Source organism: Streptomyces sp. NPDC057697 (assembly GCF_042799335.1).
GTDB lineage: Bacteria > Actinomycetota > Actinomycetes > Streptomycetales > Streptomycetaceae > Streptomyces.
This window is the reverse complement of record NZ_JBHVJA010000001.1, coordinates 183,910-205,073: the sequence shown is the minus strand read 5'-3', so window position 1 is coordinate 205,073 and position 21,164 is coordinate 183,910. Positions and strand designations below refer to the sequence as shown.

The window sequence follows — 21,164 nt, the reverse complement described above, 5'->3', positions numbered from 1 at the left end:
TCCTCGGGCCGGCTGCGTGGTGCGCATCGTGGCTGTCCGTGTTCTTCGTACTTTCCCTCTTCCGCGATCCTGTCACGCGGTGCCGGCGGGCGGGCGGCGAGCCGGGTCGGTCGGGAATGTCAGTGGTCCGTGGCAGGATCGGGGGCGTGGCTGAGACGGCATCGAAGAAGACGGCAGACAACCGACCGCGCCTGCTCCTGATGGACGGGCACTCCCTGGCGTACCGGGCGTTCTTTGCGCTGCCTGCGGAGAATTTCACGACAGGGTCGGGGCAGCCGACGAACGCGGTGTACGGCTTCGCGTCGATGCTCGCGAACACGCTGCGTGACGAGGCGCCGACGCATTTCGCGGTGGCGTTCGACGTGTCCCGCAAGACCTGGCGCGCGCAGGAGTTTCCTGATTACAAGGCGAACCGTTCGAAGACCCCGGACGAGTTCAAGGGGCAGGTCGAGCTGATCGGCGAGCTGCTGGACGCGATGCACGCGGACCGTTTCGCGGTCGATGGTTTCGAGGCGGACGACGTCATCGCGACGCTGGCCACGCAGGCCGAGGCGGCCGGTTTCGAGGTGCTGATCGTCACCGGTGACCGGGATTCGTTCCAGCTGATCACGGACAACGTCACGGTGCTGTACCCGACCAAGGGTGTCTCGGAGCTGACGCGGTTCACCCCGGCGAAGGTCGAGGAGAAGTACGGGCTCACGCCGCAGCAGTATCCGGATTTCGCGGCGCTGCGGGGTGACCCGTCGGACAACCTTCCGGGTATTCCCGGTGTCGGTGAGAAGACGGCCGCGAAGTGGATCAATCAGTTCGGTTCGTTCGACGAGCTGGTCGAGCGCGCCGAGGAGGTCAAGGGCAAGGCGGGCCAGAATTTCCGGGACCACCTGGACGCGGTGCGGCTGAACCGCAGGCTGACCGAGATGGTCCGTGACGTGGAGCTGCCGAAGTCCCCCGAGGACCTGGCGCGCGCGCCGTACGACCGTACGGCGGTGACGGGCGTGCTGGATGTCCTGGAGATCCGTAACCCGAGCCTGCGTGAGCGGCTGCTGGCCGTGGACCCGGGTGCGGCCGAGGAGGAGGCCCCGGCGCCGGCCGCGGGCGTGGAGTTGGACGGTGCGGTGCTGGGCGCGGGTGAGCTGGCGCCCTGGCTGGCCGGGCACGGGGAGCAGCCGCTCGGGGTGGCCACGGTCGACACCTGGGCGGTGGGCAGTGGTGCGGTCACCGAGGTCGCGCTGGCCGCGGCGGACGGTGCGGCGGCCTGGTTCGACCCGGCCCAGCTCGACGAGGGCGACGAGCGGGCGTTCGCCGCCTGGATCGCCGACGCTTCCCGGCCCAAGGTCATGCACAACGCGAAGAGCGCGATGCGGGTCTTCCCCGAGCACGGCTGGCGGGTCGAGGGCGTCACGATGGACACCGCGCTGGCCGCCTATCTGGTCAAGCCGGGCCGTCGTTCCTTCGCGCTGGACGCGCTGGCGGTGGAGTATCTGGGCCGTGAGCTGGCTCCGGCCGCCGCGTCCGACGGGCAGCTGGCCTTCGGGGCGGACGACCAGGCCGAGGCCGAGTCCCTGATGGCGCAGGCTCGCGCCGTCCTGGATCTGGGCGACGCGTTCACCACCCGGCTCGCGGAGGTCGGTGCGGCGGAGCTGCTGCATGACATGGAGCTGCCGACGTCCGCGTTGCTGGCCCGGCTGGAGCGGCATGGCATCGCCGCCGACCGGGCTCATCTGGAGGGCATGGAGCAGCAGTTCGCCGGTGCGGTGCAGCAGGCGGTGAAGGAGGCGCACGCCGCGGTCGGCCGTGAGTTCAACCTCGGTTCGCCCAAGCAGCTCCAGGAGGTCCTCTTCGGTGAGCTGGGCCTTCCCAAGACGAAGAAGACGAAGACCGGGTACACGACGGACGCCGACGCGCTGGCCTGGCTCGCCGCGCAGACCGAGCACGAGCTTCCGGTGATCATGTTGCGCCACCGTGAGCAGGCCAAGCTGCGGGTCACGGTCGAGGGCCTGATCAAGACGATCGCGGCGGACGGCCGTATCCACACCACGTTCAACCAGACGGTGGCGGCGACGGGACGGCTCTCCTCCACCGACCCCAATCTGCAGAACATCCCGGTCCGTACGGACGAGGGCCGGGCCATCCGCCGGGGTTTCGTCGTCGGCGAGGGCTTCGAGACGCTGATGACGGCCGACTACAGCCAGATCGAGCTGCGGGTGATGGCCCATCTCTCCGAGGACGCGGGCCTGATCGAGGCGTTCACCTCCGGCGAGGACCTGCACACCACGGTCGCCTCGCAGGTCTTCGGCGTCGACAAGTCGGCCGTCGACCCGGAGATGCGCCGCAAGATCAAGGCCATGAGCTACGGGCTGGCGTACGGGCTCTCCGCGTTCGGCCTCTCCCAGCAGCTGAACATCGAGGCGGGCGAGGCGCGTGGCCTGATGGACACCTACTTCGAGCGGTTCGGCGGAGTGCGTGACTATCTGCACCGGGTGGTGGAGGAGGCCAGGGCCACGGGATACACGGAGACGGTGTTCGGCCGCCGCCGTTATCTCCCCGACCTCAACAGCGACAACCGCCAGCGTCGTGAGATGGCCGAGCGGATGGCGCTCAATGCGCCGATCCAGGGCACGGCCGCGGACATCGTCAAGGTCGCCATGCTCCATGTCGACCGGGCGCTGACCGAGGCGAAGCTGCGGTCCCGGATGCTGCTCCAGGTCCATGACGAAATCGTGCTGGAGGTCGCCGAGGGCGAGCGGGCGCAGCTGGAGGAGATCCTCCGCCACGAGATGTCCACGGCCGTGCAGTTGCGGGCCCCGCTGGATGTCTCGGTGGGCGTCGGTACGGACTGGGAGTCCGCGGCACACTGACCTGCCGGGGGGCCGGGGGGCCGGGGTGCCGGGGCGCCGGGGCGCCGGGCGGACGGGCAGGGGAGTTGGCCGGGCAAGCCGGGGGCCGGGGGCGAGATGCCCTGCCCCGGCCGCCTCTGGCCGCTTCCGTCTGCGGCCGCTTCCGTCCCTGGCCGCTCCCGTCTGCGGCCGTTCCGTCCCTGGCCGCTCCCGTCTGCGGCCGTACCCGCCCGCTGGCCGTTCCCGCCCGCGGCCGCTTCCGTCTCCGTCCGTTCCCGTCTCTGACTGTTCCCGTTCTCGGCCGAGTGCGCTGTGCGTGCCGGGGCGTCGAGCCCTATTGCCGCTCCGCCCGCTCCGCCCGCTCCGCCCGCTTTGCGGGCGTGGTGGCGGTTGCCGGGCGTGGTCGCCGCAGCCTCATCCAGGCCCCATAGAGCACCAGACCCACCGCCAGCCCCGCCCCCGCGCCGAAACAGGCGGTCGGGATGATGTCCAGCGGGGTGTCGATGTGCCCGAAGTACGCGTACCAGCGTGCGCACCGGTGGACCACGCCGAGCGTCGCGCAGACGCCCAGGAGGACCCCCGCCGACCACCGTCCCCGGCGGTCCAGCACCGGCACGGACGGGGGCGCCGGGCGTGCCCCGGTCCGCCGCAGCCCCGAGGCGGTGAACCCGGCGAGGACGGCCAGCGCCGCTGCCGAACTGCCGTACTGCACCAGTTGGAAGACCGGAAGCCCGCCGACGCTCCCGTCGAGCACCGGCACCAGACGCACCCCCCACCGGTCGTGATGGGTGAAGGCGTCCCAGACGACATGGGTGGCGGCCCCCAAGACCGCCGACAGCACGAACCACACGGCAGCCCGGACACCCCGGCCGGCCGGCCGACCCCGTACGAAGGCGTGCACCCGCCCCTGCCAGGTATCCGGCAGCAGTGCCACCAGGGGTTCGCGCAGCAGCAGCCAGAACGCCACCACGGCCGCGGTGATCAGCACATCGACCGTGAACACGCCCCACACCGAGTGCGTGACCTGCCCGAACTCCATGGCGCCGGGGATCGCGGTGTCCGCGTAGTACGTCATGTCGGGGGCGAACGAGCCCGCTACGAGAGCCGAGGCGAACAGCGGCCCGCGGGCCGTCCCGTCCCGCCGCATCCCGGGGAGAACGGCGGCGGCATGGCTGAGGGTGAACGGCATGGCGGCAAGTATGCGCGAGCGGTCCCAACGCGCCCGGCCACGGCCGTACGACGCTCCTGAGCAATGCCGTGCGGTGCGCCCGGCCACGGCCGTACGACGTCCCGGGCGTCGCCGTCGCAACACCCCCGGCCGCGGCCGTACGACGCTCCCCGCGTCGCCGTATGTCGCCCCCGGCCACGGCCGTGCGGCCATTCTGTTCACCGCCTGACAACTTGCTGTCCGGAACGTGAAAAAGAGGTAAGAACCGGTCAGTGCACGGTGTCCCGGCAGCACAAGTTGCCGTAGGGTCGCCTGAGTCCTGCTGCTGGGGAGCGCGGACAGCCGTCGAAGGGGAGGGGCCAGAGGTTATGGCAGCGCAATTCGGTCGCCGACTTCGCAGGGGGGCGACCACGACCGCTGTGGCCGCCGCCGTCGTGGCGGCGCTCTCCGCTTCGGGAGCCCCCGGCACCTCGCTGGTCAACCAGAGCGGCGACCAGCAGTCCACCGGGACGACACCGCCGCCGGACGACAGCGCGGCCACCGGCAACTCGCCGTACTACACGGACCTGCCCCCGCTGAACACCCCGGACAGGCCGGGCACTTCGACGAACCCGCCCGTCACCGGAAGCGCGGAGTCCGGCATCCCGGCCTCCATCCTGGCCGCGTACAAGAAGGCCGAACAGACCATCGCCGCCGACGACGCCGCCTGCCGGCTGCCCTGGCAGCTGCTCGCCGCGATCGGCAAGGTCGAGTCCGGCCAGGCGCGCGGCGGCCGGGTCGACGCGAACGGCACGACGTTCTCGCCGATCCTCGGCCCGGTCCTCGACGGCCGGGGCTTCGCGATGATCAAGGACACCGACAACGGGGCGTACGACGGGGACTCGACCCACGACCGTGCCGTCGGCCCGATGCAGTTCATCCCGTCCACCTGGGCGACCTGGGGTCAGGACGGCAACGGAGACGGCCGCAAGGACCCCAACAACATCTACGACGCGGCGCTCGCCGCCGGGCGCTATCTCTGCGCCGGCTCCCGTGACCTGTCGCTCGCCGCAGACCTCGACCGGGCGGTCCTGAGCTACAACCACTCGGACGCCTATCTGCGTACCGTCCGCTCGTGGTTCGACTACTACAACCGCGGCACCCACGAGATCCCCGACGGGACCGGCGCCCTCCCGCCCGGCCTCGGCGGAGGTACGGACCCCGGCCCGGACCCGTCCCCCTCGCCGTCCGGAACGCACAAGCCGAAGCCGAGCCCGGACCCGTCGAAGCCGGGTGACGGCGGATCGACCGGCCCGACCCGGCCCACCACGCCTCCGACGACCCCGCCCACGACCCCGCCGGCGCAGACCCTCGCGGGAGTGGAGAACGCCGGCACCGGCACACTGACCGCCACGGCGGGCGACGACTTCGCCGAGCGGATCAAGGTACGGGCCAAGAACGGCCTCGGCGGCCCGCTCGCCGAGGCATCGGTGACCTTCACCGTCTCCGGTGACACCGACGCCGCCTTCGACGGCGGGAAGAAGACGGTCACCCTCCGCACCGGAGCCGATGGCACGGTCACCGCCCCGGTGCTGAAGGCGGGCGAGAAGGCCGGGAAGTTCACGGTGCGGGCCACCGCCACGGGGCGCTCGCTGCCCCCCGTCAACTACGCCGCGACCGTCACCGCGCGGCGGGCCGACGCGATCGCCCTGACCGACGACAAGGCGCTGACCGCGGCGCCCGGCGCCGAGTTCGCCGACACCGTCGAGGTCGAGGCCACGTACAAGGACGCGCCCGCGGCCGGTGTCGCCGTCACCGCCACCATGATCACCGACGCCGACAAGCCTGCCGAGAACGACAAGGGCCCCTACTTCAAGGACGCCGACGGCAAAAGGGTCCGCACCCTCACCGGGCTGAAGACCGGCGCCGACGGCACCCTGAAGCTCCCCGGCATCTACGCCGACGACACCGAGGGCACCTACAAGCTGCGCCTCACCACCGAGGGCGGCGCCACCCTCGTCATCGAGCTGAAGATCGAGACGCCCGACCCGTCCGACCCGTCCGAGACCCCTGGTACCCCCGGGCCGTCGGAGACCCCCGGAACCCCCGAGGCGTCCAAGACCCCCGGGACCCCCGGGGCGTCCAAGGCCCCCAGGACGCCCGCCGGCTGATCCCGCCCGTCCGCCCGCGTCGGAGCAGCCCCTTTGCCACCACCCGGCAGAGGGGCTGTTCTACGTGTTCTCATCTCGCGCCCGCGTTGCTACGGTGCCCCAACCCTGACGACCCATCAGATACGTGCTCTCCGGGAGGACCGGCATGCGTGCTCTCGTCGCCGCCGCCATCGGGCTGGCCGCTGCCCTCGCGCTCGTCCTCACCATCAGCGCGATCGGCGCCCCGCCCGGAGAGACCTCGCCCAAACCCCTGCTGACCACCGTCCCGGGCCCCAAGAACTAGTCGCCGGAAGCAGAAGCCGAGGGAGGGCACCACATGCGCCGCCGAGCCAGCCTCGTACTCCTGGCATTCGCCGTCTTCTTCGCCGCCATGTCGCCACTGCTGCGCTGGTACGCGTTCCCGAGGCTGGCGAAGATCCCGCCCAGCCAGTACCAGGAGACGGTGCTGGAGGCGAAGCCCGCCACCCTCCTCGACTACAACGACAACATGAAGGTGAAGAAGGTCCCCCAGGTCACCATCGTGCAGACCCTCAAGGGCAACGTCGAGGAGTCCGAGAAGATCGAACGCAGCGCCGGCCGTGACGTCGTCGTCTGGGACGCCCTCAGCTATGTGGTCGGCCCGGACGGCAAGATGGTCTCCGAGATCCCCGAGCGCTACATCTTCGACGCCCACAGCCAGGCCCCCGTCCACGCCACCGGCGAATCCGTCGACGGCGACCCGGTCCGGCGCGAGGGCATCGAGTTCAAGTGGCCCTTCCTCACCCAGAAGCGCGACTACGAGTACTTCGACGCCCAGGCCCGCACCAGCTCGCCCATCCACTACAAGGGCACCCGCACCTTCCACGGCATGGACGTCTACTACTTCGAGCAGACCATCCCGTGGACCAAGGTCCCCATGCCGAAGAAGATGCCGATCAAGGGCGTCAGCCCCGAACAGATCGCGAAGACGGGCATGACCCGCTGGTACACCACCAAGCGGATGTTCTGGGTGGACCCCGTCACCGGAGCGCCCGTCAACGGCGAGGAGATCCACAAGGAGGAGCTGCGCGACGCCAAGAAGATGGGGATGCCGCAGGACACCATGACCGTGTTCGCCGGGCACGTGAAGATGCGCCCGGACTACGTCGCGTCGATCGTCGACCTGGTCAAGTCCCAGCGCCTGCTGGTCCTGCTGCTCACCTCGTACCTGCCCTGGGGCTTCCTGGCCCTCGGCCTCGCGCTGCTCGCACTCTCCCTCTGGCTGGAGGCGCGCTCCCGCCGCCCGGCCCCGGAACCTACTCCCGCCTGAGCCGCGCCTTCGTGAACCGGGTCGCCTCCACCGTCGTCGGATCCTCCGGCCACGGATGCTTCGGGTAGCGGCCGCGCAGCTCCGCCCGCACGGCCCGGTAGCCGTCCCGCCAGAACGACGCCAGATCCGCGGTCACGGCCGCGGGGCGGCCCGCCGGGGAGAGGAGATGGACCAGGACCGGCACCCCGGCCACCCTCGGGGTCTCCCGCAGACCGAACAGCTCCTGGAGCTTCACCGCGAGGACCGGCTGCGCCCCGCCGTACTCCACCCGGACCCGGGAGCCGCTCGGCACCTCGATCCGCTCCGGCGCCAGCTCGTCCAGCCGCACCGCCTCGCCCGTCGCCCACGGCAGCAGCCGCCGCAGCGCCTGCCCCGCGTCGATCCGCGCCAGGTCGGAGCGCCGCCGGGCCCGTGAGAGTTCGGGCTCCAGCCACTGCTCGGTACGGTCCAGCAGCGCCTCCTCCGCCACATCGGGCCAGGGCCCGCCCAGCTCGCGGTGGAGAAAGGCGAGCCGCTCCCGCAACTGCGCGCTCTCCCGCGTCCAGCGCAGCAGTCCGAGCCCTTCTCGCCGCAGACCCGCCACCAACGCCTCGCGCACCAGCCCGGGGGGCGGCTGCTTCAGCGGGCGCGCCGACAGCTCGACGGCGCCCAGCCGCTCCACCCGGCGGGCCACCACGTCGCCGTCGGCCCAGTGGACCTCCTCGCCACCGTGCAGCAGATGCCCGGCGGCCGCCCGCGCGGTGTCCTCGTCGACGACGGCGGCCAGGCGTACCCGCGCGGACGCCGCGTGCGCGGGCCGGTCGGCGACCGCGACCGCCAGCCAGGGCGCCCTGCGCAGCGCGGAGCCGTCCCGCAGCTCCGCGCCCGTCCCCGACGCCATCAGGAACGTCCCCTCGCCACGGGCCCGCGCCACCCGCTCCGGGAACGCCAGCGCGACCACCAGCCCGACGGCCCCGTCGTCCGGCCCGGCCCCCGTGCCCGTGCCCGGCGCGGACACAGGACCGGATCCCGGGGCCGCGTCCCGCACCGACGAGGACACCGGGCCGGACCCCCCGCCCGCGTCCGTCACCGACGAGGACAGCCGCCTGACTTCCTGCCGCCACCGTGCCGCGTAGCCGTCCCCGCCCCGGCGCGCGCCGCGCAGCGCGGCCGCCAGGTCGTCCCCGTACTCCCGCGGCGGCTCCTCGCTCAGCAGCGCCACCACCTCGGCCGCCCGGCGCCCGCCCACCTCGGCGGCGCCGTCCAGCAGGGCCCGCGCCAGCCGGGGATGCAGACCGAGGCGCGACATCCGCACGCCCCGGCCGGTCACCCGCCCGTCCGCGTCCACCGCGCCGATCGCCGTCAGCACCTCGCGCGCCGCGCCCATCGCCCCCGCGGGCGGCGGGTCGAGCAGGGCCAGGCCCGAGGCGTCCGGATCGCCCCAGCACGCCGCCTGCAAGGCGAACGCGGCCAGGTCCGCGACCTTGATCTCCGGGGAGGGGAAGCGGGCGAGCCGCCCGTCCTCCGCCTGCGCCCAGCACCGGTACACCGTCCCGGGCGCCTCCCGCCCGGCCCGGCCCGCCCGCTGCCGCCCCGCCGCCTGCGAGGCACGCACGGTGGTGAGCGCGCTCAGCCCCCGCGCGTGATCGGTGCGCGCCTCCCTGGCCAGCCCCGAGTCGACCACGACCCGTACCCCGGGCACGGTGAGGGACGACTCCGCCACCGAGGTCGCCAGCACCACCCGCCGGCCGTCCGACGACCCGGCCAGCACCGCGTCCTGCACCGCCGCGGGGGCCCGCCCGTGCACCTGGAGCACCTCGGCGGCCACCCCGGCCAGCTGCCCCGCCACCCGGCCGATCTCGCCGACGCCCGGCAGGAAGCAGAGCACGTCGCCGTCCCGTTCGGCGAGCGCCCGGCGCACCGTCGCGGCCACGTGGGTCAGCAGCGCCGGATCGACCCGCATCCCGTGCGGCGGGCGCACCGGTGCCGGCGGCGGCGCCCAGACCACCTCCACAGGGTGGGAGACCCCCTGCGCCTCGACCACCGGGGCGTCGCCCAGCAGCCGGGCCCAGCCCTGCGCGTCCGTGGTCGCGGAGGCGGCGACCAGCCGCAGGTCGGGCCGGATCGCCTCCCGCACGTCGAGCAGGAACGCGGCGACCGTGTCGGCGTCCAGATGCCGTTCGTGGCACTCGTCGATGATCACCACGTCGACCCCGGCGAGCTCCTGGTCGCGCTGGAGCCGCTGGAGCAGCACACCGGTGGTCACCACCTCCACCACCGTGTCGCGCCCCACCACCCGCTCCCCGCGGACCGTGAACCCCACCCGGCCGCCGGTCCGCTCGCCGAGCAGCCACGCCATCCGCCGTGCGGCCGCCCGCGCGGCGATCCGCCGCGGCTCGGCGACCACCACCCTGCGCACCGGCCCGCCCCCGGTCAGACCGGCCAGGACCAGCGGTACGAGGGTCGTCTTGCCGGTGCCGGGCGGCGCGCACAGCACCGCGACCCCGTGGTCGTCGAGCGCCCGCTCCAGGGCGGGCACCGCGGTGCGTACGGGCAACTGGTCCAGGGCGTCGGTACGGATCACGCCCCCAGTCTCGTACGGCGCGCCCCCGCCGCCGTAACCCGATGGCGGTACGGGGCCGGTTCCGTACGCGGACGACCGGCCGGTCCCGTTCGCGGGCGGCCGGTCAGTCCCGTTCGCAGACGAAGATCGCCGTGCCGGGGATGAGGTTGCCGCGCAGCGGGGACCAGCCGCCCCACTCCTGGTGGTTCCAGGCGGGCCACTCCGGCTCGACCAGGTCGACCAGCCGGAAGCCGCCGGCCACCACGTCCCGCACCCGGTCGCCCACCGTCCGGTGGTGTTCGACGTACACGGCGTCGCCCCGCTCGTCCTGTTCGACGTAGGGGGTGCGGTCGAAGTAGGAGGCCGCGACCGAGAGCCCCTCCGGTCCCGGCTCGTCCGGGAACGCCCAGCGGACCGGATGCGTCACCGAGAAGACCCAGCGGCCCCCGGGGCGCAGCACCCTGCGGACCTCGCGGAAGACCTGTACGGGGTCGGCGACGAACGGCACCGCGCCGTAGGCGGAGCACGCCAGGTCGAAGGAGCCGTCCCGGAAGGGCAGCACCCCGGCGTCCGCCTCCACCAGCGGGACCCCGCCGCCGATGCGCAGCGCGTGCTGCAACTGCCGGTGGGAGAGGTCCAGGGCCACCGGGCGGGCGCCCTGGGCGGCGAGCCAGCGCGAGCACTGGGCGGCGCCCGCGCCGATCTCCAGGACGTCCAGGCCCCGCAGCGAAGCGGCGGGCCCCAGCAGGCCGGCCTCCGCCTCGTCGAGGCCCTCGGGGCCCCAGACGAAGCGGTCGTCGCCGAGGAAGGCGCCGTGGTCGTTCTGGTACTCGTCGGCGTTCCGGTCCCACCAGCCGCGACTGGCCCGGCTGCTCTCGGCCTCCGACGCGTCGCGGCGGGTCGCCTCGGGTTCGGCCTCGTAGATCTCTTGGCTCATCGTGTCCGTCGTTGTAGTTTGCCTTCACCCCGCCGCACGCGGTACGTACCTGGGGGTACCCGTGGACACGGCTGCCGTGCCCATGGAATGTCTCCCGGGGCCGATCTGGCCTCGGGGAACACGAGTTGTGCCGGATATGGGCCGTTGCGCCCCCGGTGTGCGCCTTCGCGCATTGACCGTGCCCGGCTGCCCCCGTATGCTACAAGTTGCGCTGCGAGCCTGCGCGCCTCAGACCTAGTAGGCCGCGCTCGCATCTGTTGTATGTCCCCTCGGTTCACGAGGCGCCTCCCGTCCGGCGGGTCGGGTGCTTCCCGGGCTGTTCGGCTTCTGCAGAGGTGATACGGGCTCCCGGCGTAGCAGTACCTACGACTCACTGTCCGTACCGGAGCCCTTTCCCACATGACGAGCAGCACCGAGACCACCGCCACCACCCCGCAGGTAGCGGTCAACGACATCGGTAACGAGGAAGCCTTCCTCGCCGCGATCGACGAGACGATCAAGTACTTCAACGACGGCGACATCGTCGACGGCGTCATCGTGAAGGTCGACCGGGACGAGGTCCTGCTCGACATCGGTTACAAGACCGAAGGCGTCATCCCCTCCCGCGAGCTTTCGATCAAGCACGACGTCGACCCGAACGAGGTCGTCAAGGTCGGCGACGAGATCGAGGCCCTGGTTCTCCAGAAGGAGGACAAGGAAGGCCGCCTCATCCTGTCCAAGAAGCGCGCTCAGTACGAGCGTGCCTGGGGCACGATCGAGAAGATCAAGGAAGAGGACGGCATCGTCACCGGTACCGTCATCGAGGTCGTCAAGGGTGGTCTCATCCTCGACATCGGCCTCCGTGGCTTCCTGCCGGCCTCCCTCGTCGAGATGCGCCGTGTCCGCGACCTCCAGCCCTACGTGGGCAAGGAGCTCGAGGCCAAGATCATCGAGCTGGACAAGAACCGCAACAACGTGGTCCTGTCCCGCCGTGCCTGGCTGGAGCAGACCCAGAGCGAGGTCCGCCAGACGTTCCTCACGACCCTGCAGAAGGGTCAGGTCCGCTCCGGCGTCGTCTCCTCGATCGTCAACTTCGGTGCGTTCGTGGACCTCGGCGGCGTCGACGGTCTCGTGCACGTCTCCGAGCTCTCCTGGAAGCACATCGACCACCCCTCCGAGGTTGTCGAGGTCGGCCAGGAAGTCACCGTCGAGGTTCTCGACGTCGACATGGACCGCGAGCGCGTCTCCCTGTCGCTCAAGGCGACGCAGGAAGACCCGTGGCAGCAGTTCGCCCGCACGCACCAGATCGGGCAGGTCGTTCCCGGTAAGGTCACCAAGCTCGTTCCGTTCGGTGCGTTCGTCCGCGTCGACGAGGGCATCGAGGGTCTGGTCCACATCTCCGAGCTGGCCGAGCGCCACGTGGAGATCCCGGAGCAGGTCGTCCAGGTCAACGACGAGATCTTCGTCAAGGTCATCGACATCGACCTCGAGCGCCGTCGCATCAGCCTCTCGCTGAAGCAGGCCAACGAGTCCTTCGGTGCCGACCCGGCCTCGGTCGAGTTCGACCCGACCCTGTACGGCATGGCCGCGTCCTACGACGACCAGGGCAACTACATCTACCCCGAGGGCTTCGACCCCGAGACCAACGACTGGCTCGAGGGCTACGAGACCCAGCGCGAGGCGTGGGAGACGCAGTACGCCGAGGCGCAGCAGCGCTTCGAGCAGCACCAGGCCCAGGTCATCAAGTCCCGCGAGGCCGACGAGGCCGCTGCTGCCGAGGGCGCTGCCGCCCCGGCCGGTGGCGCCCCGGCTGCCTCCGGCGGCAGCGGTGGCGGCTCGTACTCCTCGGAGTCCGCGGACAACTCCGGCGCCCTGGCGTCGGACGAGGCCCTGGCTGCCCTGCGCGAGAAGCTGGCGGGCGGCCAGAGCTGACGCTCTGCACCCCCTCCGGTCGCTGATCGACCGCAGTAGCTGAAAAGTGAGGCCCGCTCCCTCCGGGGGGCGGGCCTCACTCGTTTCCGCGGGGCGGTTACGGGGTGACGGCGATGTTGGTCAGCCCCTTGCCGCCGGTCACCGTGTTGCTGCGGTAGACGGTGGCCGGGCAGCCGGAGCCGTAGTTGGTGACGTTGATCGCGATCTGCTTGTCGCCCCCGGCCCCGGTCAGGTCCGAGATGTTGCCGCGGAAGACGGTGCCGCAGCCCCAGCCGCTCTGCTGGGTGTGGGTCTCGTAGCCGTTGTTGGTCGTACGGGAGCCCTTGTTGTTCTCGACCAGGACGTCGTTGCCCTTCACATCGACCCAGGAGTCGTCGTAGTTGGCGCCGGTCAGGCCGCTGCCGTCGAAGGTGTTGCCGACGATCCGCGCCCCCGTGGTGCCTTCCTTGATATCGACGTTCTCGCCGCCGACGCCCGGACCGATGGTGTTGTCCAGGATCTGGACGCGGTCGCTCCGGTCGGAGAGATCACCGGCCGTGCCGACGTAGACGCCCTCTCCCATGCCGCGGCCGTCGTGCCCGGTGTCGTAGATCCGTGAGTTCCGGATGATGCCGTCCTTGCTGGACTTGCGGAAGTGGACGCCCTCCATGTCCAGGTCGTGCACGGTCACCGAGTCGATGACGACGCCGGTGGCGGTGTCGGCCATGATGCCCTTCTGGCCGCCGGTGACGGTGATGCCCTTGACGGTCCAGTAGGAGGCGCCGTTGAGGTGCAGCCCGTAGCCGCCGCCGGCCGTGAGGACCGCCTTGGCGGAGCCGGTGAGGGTGATCCGGGCCGAGGCGGTGCCGGGGACGTTCGCCTTGAAGTTGCCGGTGTAGGTGCCGTCCGCGAGGTGGATGGTGTCGCCCGGGGCCGCGGCGGTGAGCGCGGACTTGAGCTGGGCGGCGGTGCTCACCTCGATGACCGTCGCCGCGTCCGCCGTGGCGGCGGAGGCGAGGGCGAGGCCGCCGGTGGCGAGCGCGGTGGCCAGCAGGGCCGGGAGCAGCGTGCGGGTGCGCATGGGGGGTGCCTTCCCGTCGAAGGAGTCCGAGGTTCTCGTACATGAATGTGGGGCGAGTCTCTGAACTTGCTGCCCAGTGACGGTAGGGACGCGCTGTGGCCGTGTCAATGTCCGGACCAGTGCCAGGGGCGCGCTGGGGCAAGGCCGTTCGGGCGACTGGCGGGAACCCCCCCTGTGCCGTGCGGGGAGCCGACGGACCGCGCCGCGGGGGCGCTCCGGTGGTCCCGGCCGCAGCGAACTCGACTTTCCCGCCGGGCCGTTCAGCGGCGTGAATGCCAACGGCCGTGTTCCTGGGCTCCGCTGTCGGTGCCCGGGGCGCGCGTGGCGCTCCCCGCCGCTGTTCCCGCGCCCGCGTGCCCGCGCGGGTCCGCGCACGGACCGGCGGGTGTTCCGGCATGAACCGGCGGGTGAAAGGGCACAGTCCGGGAATGCATGTGCCCTGCCGGGCGTTCTTCCCGACGAACACGAGGAGGAGCGGTAACCGTGCCTGATCCGCAGAGTTTGTACGAATGGGAGCCGAAGGGCCTGGCCGTCGTCGACATGGCGCTCGCCCAGGAGTCGGCCGGCCTGGTCATGCTCTACCACTTCGACGGATACATCGACGCGGGCGAGACCGGCGAGCAGATCGTGGACGGTCTGCTCGAAACGCTGCCGCACCAGGTCGTGGCCAGATTCGACCACGACCGGCTCGTCGACTACCGCGCACGGCGCCCGCTGCTGACCTTCCGGCGCGACCGCTGGGCGTCCTTCGAGACCCCGACGCTCGACGTCAGGGTCGTGCAGGACGCCACCGGAGCGCCCTTCCTGCTGCTGTCCGGGCCCGAGCCCGACGTCGAGTGGGAGCGCTTCGCCGCCGCCATCGAGCAGATCGTCGAGCGCCTCGGGGTCCGCCTCGCGGTCAATTTCCACGGGATTCCGATGGGCGTCCCGCACACCCGCCCCGTCGGCATCACCCCCCACGGCAACCGCACCGACCTCATGCCCGGCCACCGCAGCCCCTTCGACGAGGCGCAGGTGCCCGGCTCCGCGGAGTCCCTGGTGGAGTACCGGCTGATGGAGGCCGGACACGACGTCCTGGGTGTCGCCGCGCATGTGCCGCACTACGTGGCCCGCTCCGCGTACCCGGACGCGGCGCTCACCGCGCTGGAGTCGATCACGGCCGCGACCGGCCTGGTGCTGCCGACCGTCGCCCACGCGCTGCGCACGGAGGCGCACCGCACCCAGACCGAGATCGCCCGCCAGGTCGACCAGGGCGACGAGGAGCTCGTCGCGCTGGTCGAGGGCCTTGAGCACCAGTACGACGCGGTCGCCGGGTCCGAGACCCGCGGCAATCTGGTCGCCGAGCCCGTGGACCTGCCGTCCGCCGACGAGATCGGCCTCGAATTCGAGCGGTTCCTCGCCGAGCGTGAGGGCGACGCCTGAGACCCTGCCGGGCGGCCCCGGACCATGTGCGCGCCGGGGCGAGGCCGTCCGAACGGCTCCGGGCCTTCCGTCGCGCCCCGCGCGTACTAGGCTGCCCGGCATGCTGAAAGTGGGCCTGACCGGTGGGATCGGCGCCGGCAAGAGTGAAGTGTCACGGCTGCTGGTCGGATACGGAGCCGTGCTGATCGACGCGGACCGCATCGCCCGTGAGGTTGTCGAGCCGGGGACCCCCGGCCTCGCCGCCGTCGTCGAGGAGTTCGGCGCGGACGTCCTCGCCCCGGACGGCACCCTGGACCGGCCCAGGCTCGGCTCGGTGGTCTTCTCCGACGCCGAGCGGCTCGCCGCCCTCAACGCCATCGTCCACCCGCTGGTCGGAGCCCGCTCCGCCGAGCTGGAGCGGGCGGCGGCGCCCGGCTCCGTCGTCGTCCACGACGTGCCGCTCCTCACCGAGAACGGCCTGGCGCCGCTCTACGACCTGGTCGTGGTGGTCGACGCGAGCCCCGGGACCCAGCTCGACCGGCTGGTACGGCTGCGCGGCATGGCCGAGTCCGAGGCCCGCGCCCGGATGGCCGCCCAGGCCACCCGGGAGCAGCGGCGGGCCGTGGCCGATCTGATCATCGACAACGACGGACCGCTGGAGGACCTGGAACCGCAGGTCCGCAAGGTCTGGTCGGAGCTGACCGCGCGGTCCGCGGCCGGCTGACGCCCGCGCGCGGCCCCGGCCCCTCCGCGCGGAATACCGGACCCCGCCCGGACGTTGAGGACCCGGTGAGGAAGGGAGGGACGAGACCGTGCCCGAGAGGACCCCGGAAACCGACGTCATCGACTTCCGCGCGGCCGAACAGCTGCTGGCGGCGCGCGACCCACGGGGCGCGGTGAAGCTGCTGGACTCGGTGATCGCCGCCCATCCGGAGAACACCGCGGCCCGGCTGCTGCGCGCCCGTGCCTTCTTCGCCGCCGCCCAGCTGCGCCCCGCCGAGCTGGAATTCGAACTCGTCCTGGAGCGCGAACCGGACAACGCCTTCGCGCACTTCGCGCTGGCCCGGACCTTCGAGCGCTCAGGCCGCACCGACCGGGCCGCCCGGCACTTCCGGCTGGCCGCCGCGCTCGACCCGAACCCCGAGTATCTGAGGGCGGCCCGCTTCCCGGTCCAGGACTGAGGTCCGGGCCCGGCGGGCGCGCCCCGGGCGGGGTCAGTGGCCGTATCTGCCGCGCCCGCCGTGGTCGGGCTCGTAGGGCGGGATGTTGCGTCCGGGCTGGTAGTGCGGTCCCTGGTGGATGTGGTGGACGATCACCCCCAGGTCCACCAGGACCAGCAGGAGCAGCACGCCGCAGGCGGCGGCCCAGCCCGGCCGGCCGGCCATCGTGAAGGCGGCCAGGCCGAAGACGGCCCAGACCAGCCCCCATAGACTCAGCCAGAACCGCAGCCGCAGTGGACTGCGGGCAGTCGTCGGTTCATTGCCGGTACGCATGGCGATCGCCTCTCCTACCAGGATGGACCCGCGACGGCGTTTGGTACATGTCGACATCGGATCGAGGGGATCGTTGCGTGAACGGCGCATCGTGGGAGGACCGCACAGGCCGCAGGGCGAGGGTCCGGGGCTGTCTGCTGGGCGGGGCGATCGGGGACGCGCTGGGGAATCCGGTGGAATTCCTGTCCCTGGCCGGTATCCGCCGCGCGCACGGTGAACACGGGGTACAGGGACTCCTCCCGGACGACGAAGGGGTCGTCGGACGGGTCACGGACGATACGCAGATGACCCTGTTCACCGCCGAGGGGCTGATCAGGGCCCACTCCCGGGCCAGGGCGGAGGGCGGCGGCACCGGGGACGGCGGCGCCGGGCCCCGGATCGTGAGGAACGCCTATCTGCGCTGGCTGGACACCCAGAACCACCCCGCGCCGCCCGCCGGGGGCGGCGACAACCCGGTGCGTACCGGCCGGCTCAGGCTGGAGCCCTGGCTGTACGCGCGCCGGGCTCCCGGGAACGCCTGCCTGACCGGGCTCGCGACCGGCCATGTCCCCGAGCCGACCGACCGGCTCGGCGATCCCGGGCCGGTCAACACCGGGTCCAAGGGATGCGGCACGGTGATGCGGTCCGCCCCCTTCGGGCTGGTGGCGCGGGACGCCGAGGAGGGCTTCCGGCTCGCCTACTGGTGTGCGCAGATCACCCACGGCCACCCCACCGGCGCGTACGCGGCCGGGGCCCTCGCGGCGATCGTCGCGTACCTCCTGGAGGGCGACTCGACGGCGGGCGCCGTTCTGCGGGCGATGGAGCTGCTGCGCCGCCACCCGGGCCACGAGGAGACGACGGCGGCGCTGCGGGCGGCCGTGGACCTGGCCGCGCAGGGGGCGCCGACCGGCGAGAAGGTGGAGACGCTGGGCGCGGGCTGGGTCGCCGAGGAGGCTCTCGCCATCGCCGTGTACTGCGCCCTCGTGCTGCCCGGCGCCGACCAGGTGGCCCGGTCGCTGCTGCTCTCGGTCAACCACTCGGGCGACAGCGACTCCACCGGGGCGATCTGCGGCAATCTGCTGGGCGCCCGCCACGGGGACGTGCACCTTCCGCCGTCCTGGCTGGTGGCGACGGAGGGCCGGGGTGTGATCGCCGAGGTGGCCGACGACCTGTGCCTGGAGTTCGCGTACGCGGTCGACTGGCCGGCCGACCGCTACCCGGCGTACTGACGGGCGGGCCCCGCCGCCGGGCGGCGGGGCCGGCGCGGTGCGTCAGTCGGTGAGCAGCTTGGCGCGCAGCGCGGCGACCGTCGCGTCGTCGAGCCGGAGGCCTTCGCGTACGTAGGTGTCGAAGTCGCCGTACAGGTGGTCCACCTCGTCGAACGCCGCGCGCAGCCAGCTCAGTTCGACGGCCTTCGGGTTGCCCAGGTAGTCGTTGCTGGCCAGGAAGTCCGCCTCGACGGTCGCGCGCGGGACGCCGAGCAGGGTGAGCAGGACGGCCGTGCTCCAGCCGGTGCGGTCCTTGCCCGAGCTGCAGTGGTAGACCGTCGCGCCGGAGCCGTTGGACGCGACGGCCGTGACCAGGTCGCGGAAGGCGTAGTCGGCGCCCACGAAGTTGACCATGAACGGGTAGCCGATGGACTGGCCGAGGTCGGACGAGCCGGAGAACAGTCCGGCCGCGATGGCCTCGGCCAGCGTCATCAGCGCCGAGTCGTGGAAGCGGATGCCGTGGCTGAGCGACACCACGTCGGCGACCTGGTACTTCACCCCGGCGGGCACCCGGTCCGGGTCGTCGTGCCGCTCCACGGCGTTGCGCAGGTCCACGTCGAGGGTGAGGCGCTGGGAGAGGAGACGCTGCTGCTCGGCGTCGGTGAGGCTGTTGAGCTTGTTGGAGCGGTAGACCAGACCGGGGCGTACCCAGCGCCCGTCGGTGGTGCGGTAGCCGCCGATGTCGCGGAAGTTGCGGGCGGAGTCGATGCCGAGCGAGCGTTCGGCGACGACGAGCGGGGAGCCGCTGTCCGGCACCAGCCGGAAGTACCAGCGTCCCGCCTCGGCCAGGGTTCCGGCGGGGACGGTCAGCGAGCCGGTGCCGGGGGCGGTGCCCACCGGGGTGCCGGTGGTGGCGTCGGGCGAGGTGACGGCGGTGACGGCCACCGATCCGGCGGCGGAGGACCAGGAGAGCGTGTAGCCGCCGTCCGCGGCGCGCCGGGCGCTCGCCTCGGTGAACGGCACGGCGGCGGCCCGTACGGCCCCGGCGGTCGCCACGGGTGCGCCGGCGGGAGTGGCGGCGAGCGCGGGCGGGACGAGGACCGTACCGGCGAGCAGGACGGCCGCGACGGCTGCCTGGGTGATGCGGTGCGTGCGCATGGTGCTCCTTGTCTGCATCCCTGTCGGGGTGTGGGGGGTGTCAGGAGGTGGGTGCGGCGGTGCACGGCGTGGTGCCGCAGACATTGATGACACGGCCGGTGGTCAGGAAGGTGGCCTTCTGCTGTCGGGCGGCCGACGAGTTGCGGGGGTCCTCGTGCGGGTCGTGGCCGTACTGCGGCCCGGTGGGCGGGGTGTTGGTGAGCGGCGGGGCGGGGGTGCCGCTGTCCCACACGGTCATCGCGGAGCCCCGGTGGGGCAGCCGGTCCGCGGCGACGGTCCCGATGCCCCAGTACGGGACGGTGTCCGGGCTGCGGCCCGGGGCGAGCGCGGGGGTGATCAGCCGGGCGCCGATGGTGCGCGCCTCCACCTCGGCCGCCGCGTTGGCGACCTGGTGGTCCCCGTAGGCGATGTGCATCAGCACCTGGTGGCGGTCGGTGAGGTGGTTGGCGTACGCGTCGGTCTCGCCGCGGTCCCACACCATCTGGAACAGCTGGAGGACGATCTGCTGGCGCAGCTTGTCCGGGTAGGAGGTGTCCAGGACCTGCTGGAACGGGGCGAAGTCGGCGCTGCGGTTCAGGAGCAGGCCGTAGTTCATGCCGGTGACGCCGAGGACTCCGCGCCGGATGTCGGGCGAGGCGGCGAGCAGGGCGCCGCCGAGGATGCCGCCCTGGCTGTTCCCGTCGTAGCCGATGCCGTGCCGGATGTCGACGAGCGGGCGGCCGTGCGCGTCACGGAAGGCCGCGTCGGTGGTCGGTCCGTCGGGGTGGACCAGGGCGCGGGCGAGGAAGAGGGCGTTCAGCATGCCCTGTTCGGTGCGTTCCGGAACGGCGGGGAAGAGGTTCGGGTCGGCGAGGGCGCCGAGCACCACGGGGATGTCCTCCTCGGCCATTCCGATCCAGTCCGTCGCGCAGAACGTGAAGTCGTGCTCCGCCGCCATCGCCTTGACGTTGCCCGCGCCGACCTCGGAGCGGCGGCCCAGGAGGCCGTGCCCGTAGAGGGCCGGGTGCGAGGGGGAGCGGAAGGCGGAGCGCGGTATCTCGCAGCGGAACGTGGCGGCCCGGGTGCTGCCCGGGAGCCGTCGCGGCAGGCCGTCGGGGCCGCGGTGCAGTACGGAGCCGGGCGGGCCGCCGGGCAGGTCCAGATAGCTGGGCACGCTGATCCGGCCGGTCACCTCGCGGGCGATGAGGGGGTCCTGGGCGGCCGTGAAGTCGGTGACATCGGTGACGGCGAACGCGGGCGAACGGCCGCCGAGCCGGCGGAACGCGTCGTCGCGGACGGCGAAGAGGTCGCCGGTGAGGCTGCGGGTGCTCGCGACGGTGAAGTCCCAGGCGAGGTACAGCCCTTCGGACCGCACCCCGGCGCGGTGCAGGGCCCCGAGCGCCGGGCGCAGCCGCTGCTGCCGGGTGCGCAGCGGGTGCCCGGGGGGCAGTGGCTTCCCGGCGACGGCGGCGAACGGCGCGGCGGCCGGGACCGGGTGCCCGGCCCCGTCCTTGAGGTGTCGCAGCGCGACGGCGTAGTGGTGGCCGTCGAGGAGGTTGCGCGCGGGGTGGATGAGCAGGGCCCGGCGCGCGGGGTCGGTGGCGTTGGCGTCCGCTTCCGCCCAGTACGGCCACCGCTCGCCGGTGCGGGTGTCCAGCAGGACGACGGGCGCGTCCGGGGCGAGGGAGCGGCCGATGTCGGTGAGCGGGGCGATGCCGGTCGCCGCCGGGTCGAGCCCCGGGACGTGGGCGATCAGCGTCGAGCCGGGGGAGAAGCCGTCGGACCGGTTCCAGGCCGTCGGATCGACGGGGCGTCCGGTGGCGGGGCGCGGCAGCGTGGCGGTGCCGAAGGAGACCCGGCGGCCGGTGTCGGTGGCCGGGTCGGGCCGGGTGTACCAGTCGTTCGGGAACGGGAGCAGGCATTCGACGGGAGCCAGCGGGTCGCAGCCGGGCCCGGACTCCCCGGCGGCCCGTGCCGAGGGGGAGTGCGGGACGAGCACGGCGGCGGCGCAGAGCGCCGCCGCCGTCAGCCCGCGCAGCAGGCGGTGTCGCAA

The 21,164-nt window shown here is 72.6% G+C and carries 16 protein-coding genes; 9 read left to right on the top strand and 7 right to left on the bottom strand.

All coding sequences use genetic code 11. The features are described from left to right. Nucleotides 1-146: 146 nt before the first annotated feature. Entirely contained in the window at nucleotides 147-2,858 is a 2,712-nt protein-coding gene (gene polA, locus ACFVFH_RS00950) for a DNA polymerase I (RefSeq protein WP_383761567.1), read from the top strand. Nucleotides 2,859-3,171: 313 nt separating this feature from the next. On the opposite strand, the gene ACFVFH_RS00945 is transcribed toward polA, so the two are convergent. Further along, nucleotides 3,172-4,026 (bottom strand): DUF4184 family protein, encoded by an 855-nt coding sequence (locus tag ACFVFH_RS00945; RefSeq protein ID WP_383761565.1) that lies wholly within the window; start codon nucleotides 4,024-4,026, stop codon nucleotides 3,172-3,174. Nucleotides 4,027-4,373: 347 nt separating this feature from the next. Here ACFVFH_RS00945 and ACFVFH_RS00940 point away from each other — a divergent pair, with 347 nt between their 5' ends. From ACFVFH_RS00940 to ACFVFH_RS00930, 3 genes are all read left to right on the top strand, one after another. Continuing rightward, nucleotides 4,374-6,155, top strand: a complete 1,782-nt coding sequence (locus ACFVFH_RS00940) for a lytic murein transglycosylase (protein WP_383761563.1) — start codon at nucleotides 4,374-4,376, stop codon at nucleotides 6,153-6,155. Nucleotides 6,156-6,300: 145 nt separating this feature from the next. Further along, nucleotides 6,301-6,438 (top strand): SPW_0924 family protein, encoded by a 138-nt coding sequence (locus tag ACFVFH_RS00935; RefSeq protein WP_136330601.1) that lies wholly within the window; start codon nucleotides 6,301-6,303, stop codon nucleotides 6,436-6,438. A 33-nt stretch (nucleotides 6,439-6,471) separates the two neighbouring features. Continuing rightward, nucleotides 6,472-7,443 carry a DUF3068 domain-containing protein gene (locus ACFVFH_RS00930; RefSeq protein WP_383761560.1) on the top strand — a complete coding sequence of 324 codons (972 nt, stop codon included), beginning with the start codon at nucleotides 6,472-6,474 and terminating at the stop codon, nucleotides 7,441-7,443. On the opposite strand, the gene hrpB is transcribed toward ACFVFH_RS00930, so the two are convergent. Both hrpB and ACFVFH_RS00920 read right to left on the bottom strand, forming a co-directional pair. Next, nucleotides 7,430-10,006 carry an ATP-dependent helicase HrpB gene (gene hrpB / locus ACFVFH_RS00925; protein WP_383761557.1) on the bottom strand — a complete coding sequence of 859 codons (2,577 nt, stop codon included), beginning with the start codon at nucleotides 10,004-10,006 and terminating at the stop codon, nucleotides 7,430-7,432. The two genes, ACFVFH_RS00930 and hrpB, sit on opposite strands and share 14 nt — an antisense overlap. 103 nt (nucleotides 10,007-10,109) lie before the next feature. After that, entirely contained in the window at nucleotides 10,110-10,922 is an 813-nt protein-coding gene (locus tag ACFVFH_RS00920; RefSeq protein ID WP_383761555.1) for a class I SAM-dependent methyltransferase, read from the bottom strand. A gap of 399 nt (nucleotides 10,923-11,321) precedes the next feature. Between ACFVFH_RS00920 and rpsA the strand changes: the two genes are divergently transcribed. Further along, a complete protein-coding gene (rpsA, locus tag ACFVFH_RS00915; protein ID WP_072483117.1) occupies nucleotides 11,322-12,833 on the top strand; it encodes a 30S ribosomal protein S1 in 1,512 nt (503 codons plus the stop codon). Nucleotides 12,834-12,930: 97 nt separating this feature from the next. On the opposite strand, the gene ACFVFH_RS00910 is transcribed toward rpsA, so the two are convergent. Further along, complete coding sequence (locus ACFVFH_RS00910; protein ID WP_383761553.1) at nucleotides 12,931-13,893, bottom strand: right-handed parallel beta-helix repeat-containing protein; 963 nt, start codon at nucleotides 13,891-13,893, stop codon at nucleotides 12,931-12,933. Nucleotides 13,894-14,376: 483 nt separating this feature from the next. Between ACFVFH_RS00910 and ACFVFH_RS00905 the strand changes: the two genes are divergently transcribed. The 3 genes from ACFVFH_RS00905 (at nucleotide 14,377) to ACFVFH_RS00895 (ending at nucleotide 16,475) form a co-directional block, all read left to right on the top strand. Further along, a complete protein-coding gene (locus ACFVFH_RS00905) occupies nucleotides 14,377-15,315 on the top strand; it encodes a PAC2 family protein (protein WP_383761550.1) in 939 nt (312 codons plus the stop codon). 100 nt (nucleotides 15,316-15,415) lie between these two features. Then, nucleotides 15,416-16,018 (top strand): dephospho-CoA kinase, encoded by a 603-nt coding sequence (gene coaE / locus ACFVFH_RS00900; RefSeq protein ID WP_383761548.1) that lies wholly within the window; start codon nucleotides 15,416-15,418, stop codon nucleotides 16,016-16,018. A gap of 88 nt (nucleotides 16,019-16,106) precedes the next feature. Further along, nucleotides 16,107-16,475, top strand: a complete 369-nt coding sequence (locus ACFVFH_RS00895) for a tetratricopeptide repeat protein (RefSeq protein ID WP_383761545.1) — start codon at nucleotides 16,107-16,109, stop codon at nucleotides 16,473-16,475. Between the two features lie 33 nt (nucleotides 16,476-16,508). On the opposite strand, the gene ACFVFH_RS00890 is transcribed toward ACFVFH_RS00895, so the two are convergent. Next, nucleotides 16,509-16,787, bottom strand: coding sequence for a DUF6343 family protein (locus tag ACFVFH_RS00890; RefSeq protein ID WP_383761542.1), 279 nt, complete (start codon nucleotides 16,785-16,787; stop codon nucleotides 16,509-16,511). A gap of 47 nt (nucleotides 16,788-16,834) precedes the next feature. Here ACFVFH_RS00890 and ACFVFH_RS00885 point away from each other — a divergent pair, with 47 nt between their 5' ends. Continuing rightward, on the top strand, nucleotides 16,835-17,995 hold the full coding sequence (locus ACFVFH_RS00885) for an ADP-ribosylglycohydrolase family protein (protein ID WP_383761539.1): 1,161 nt from the start codon (nucleotides 16,835-16,837) through the stop codon (nucleotides 17,993-17,995). Between the two features lie 42 nt (nucleotides 17,996-18,037). On the opposite strand, the gene ACFVFH_RS00880 is transcribed toward ACFVFH_RS00885, so the two are convergent. Then, nucleotides 18,038-19,132 carry a tyrosine-protein phosphatase gene (locus tag ACFVFH_RS00880; RefSeq protein WP_383761536.1) on the bottom strand — a complete coding sequence of 365 codons (1,095 nt, stop codon included), beginning with the start codon at nucleotides 19,130-19,132 and terminating at the stop codon, nucleotides 18,038-18,040. Between the two features lie 40 nt (nucleotides 19,133-19,172). After that, nucleotides 19,173-21,164, bottom strand: a complete 1,992-nt coding sequence (locus tag ACFVFH_RS00875; RefSeq protein WP_383761533.1) for a hypothetical protein — start codon at nucleotides 21,162-21,164, stop codon at nucleotides 19,173-19,175.

Excerpts from the sequence above, each read along its gene's own strand:
- ACFVFH_RS00945 (WP_383761565.1), bottom strand. The coding sequence starts at position 4,026 with ATGCCGTTCACCCTCAGCCATGCCGCCGCCGTTCTCCCCGGGATGCGG.
- ACFVFH_RS00940 (WP_383761563.1), top strand. The coding sequence starts at position 4,374 with ATGGCAGCGCAATTCGGTCGCCGACTTCGCAGGGGGGCGACCACGACC.
- ACFVFH_RS00935 (WP_136330601.1), top strand. The coding sequence starts at position 6,301 with ATGCGTGCTCTCGTCGCCGCCGCCATCGGGCTGGCCGCTGCCCTCGCG.
- ACFVFH_RS00930 (WP_383761560.1), top strand. The coding sequence starts at position 6,472 with ATGCGCCGCCGAGCCAGCCTCGTACTCCTGGCATTCGCCGTCTTCTTC.
- ACFVFH_RS00920 (WP_383761555.1), bottom strand. The coding sequence starts at position 10,922 with ATGAGCCAAGAGATCTACGAGGCCGAACCCGAGGCGACCCGCCGCGAC.
- rpsA (WP_072483117.1), top strand. The coding sequence starts at position 11,322 with ATGACGAGCAGCACCGAGACCACCGCCACCACCCCGCAGGTAGCGGTC.
- ACFVFH_RS00910 (WP_383761553.1), bottom strand. The coding sequence starts at position 13,893 with ATGCGCACCCGCACGCTGCTCCCGGCCCTGCTGGCCACCGCGCTCGCC.
- coaE (WP_383761548.1), top strand. The coding sequence starts at position 15,416 with ATGCTGAAAGTGGGCCTGACCGGTGGGATCGGCGCCGGCAAGAGTGAA.
- ACFVFH_RS00890 (WP_383761542.1), bottom strand. The coding sequence starts at position 16,787 with ATGCGTACCGGCAATGAACCGACGACTGCCCGCAGTCCACTGCGGCTG.
- ACFVFH_RS00885 (WP_383761539.1), top strand. The coding sequence starts at position 16,835 with ATGTCGACATCGGATCGAGGGGATCGTTGCGTGAACGGCGCATCGTGG.
- ACFVFH_RS00880 (WP_383761536.1), bottom strand. The coding sequence starts at position 19,132 with ATGCGCACGCACCGCATCACCCAGGCAGCCGTCGCGGCCGTCCTGCTC.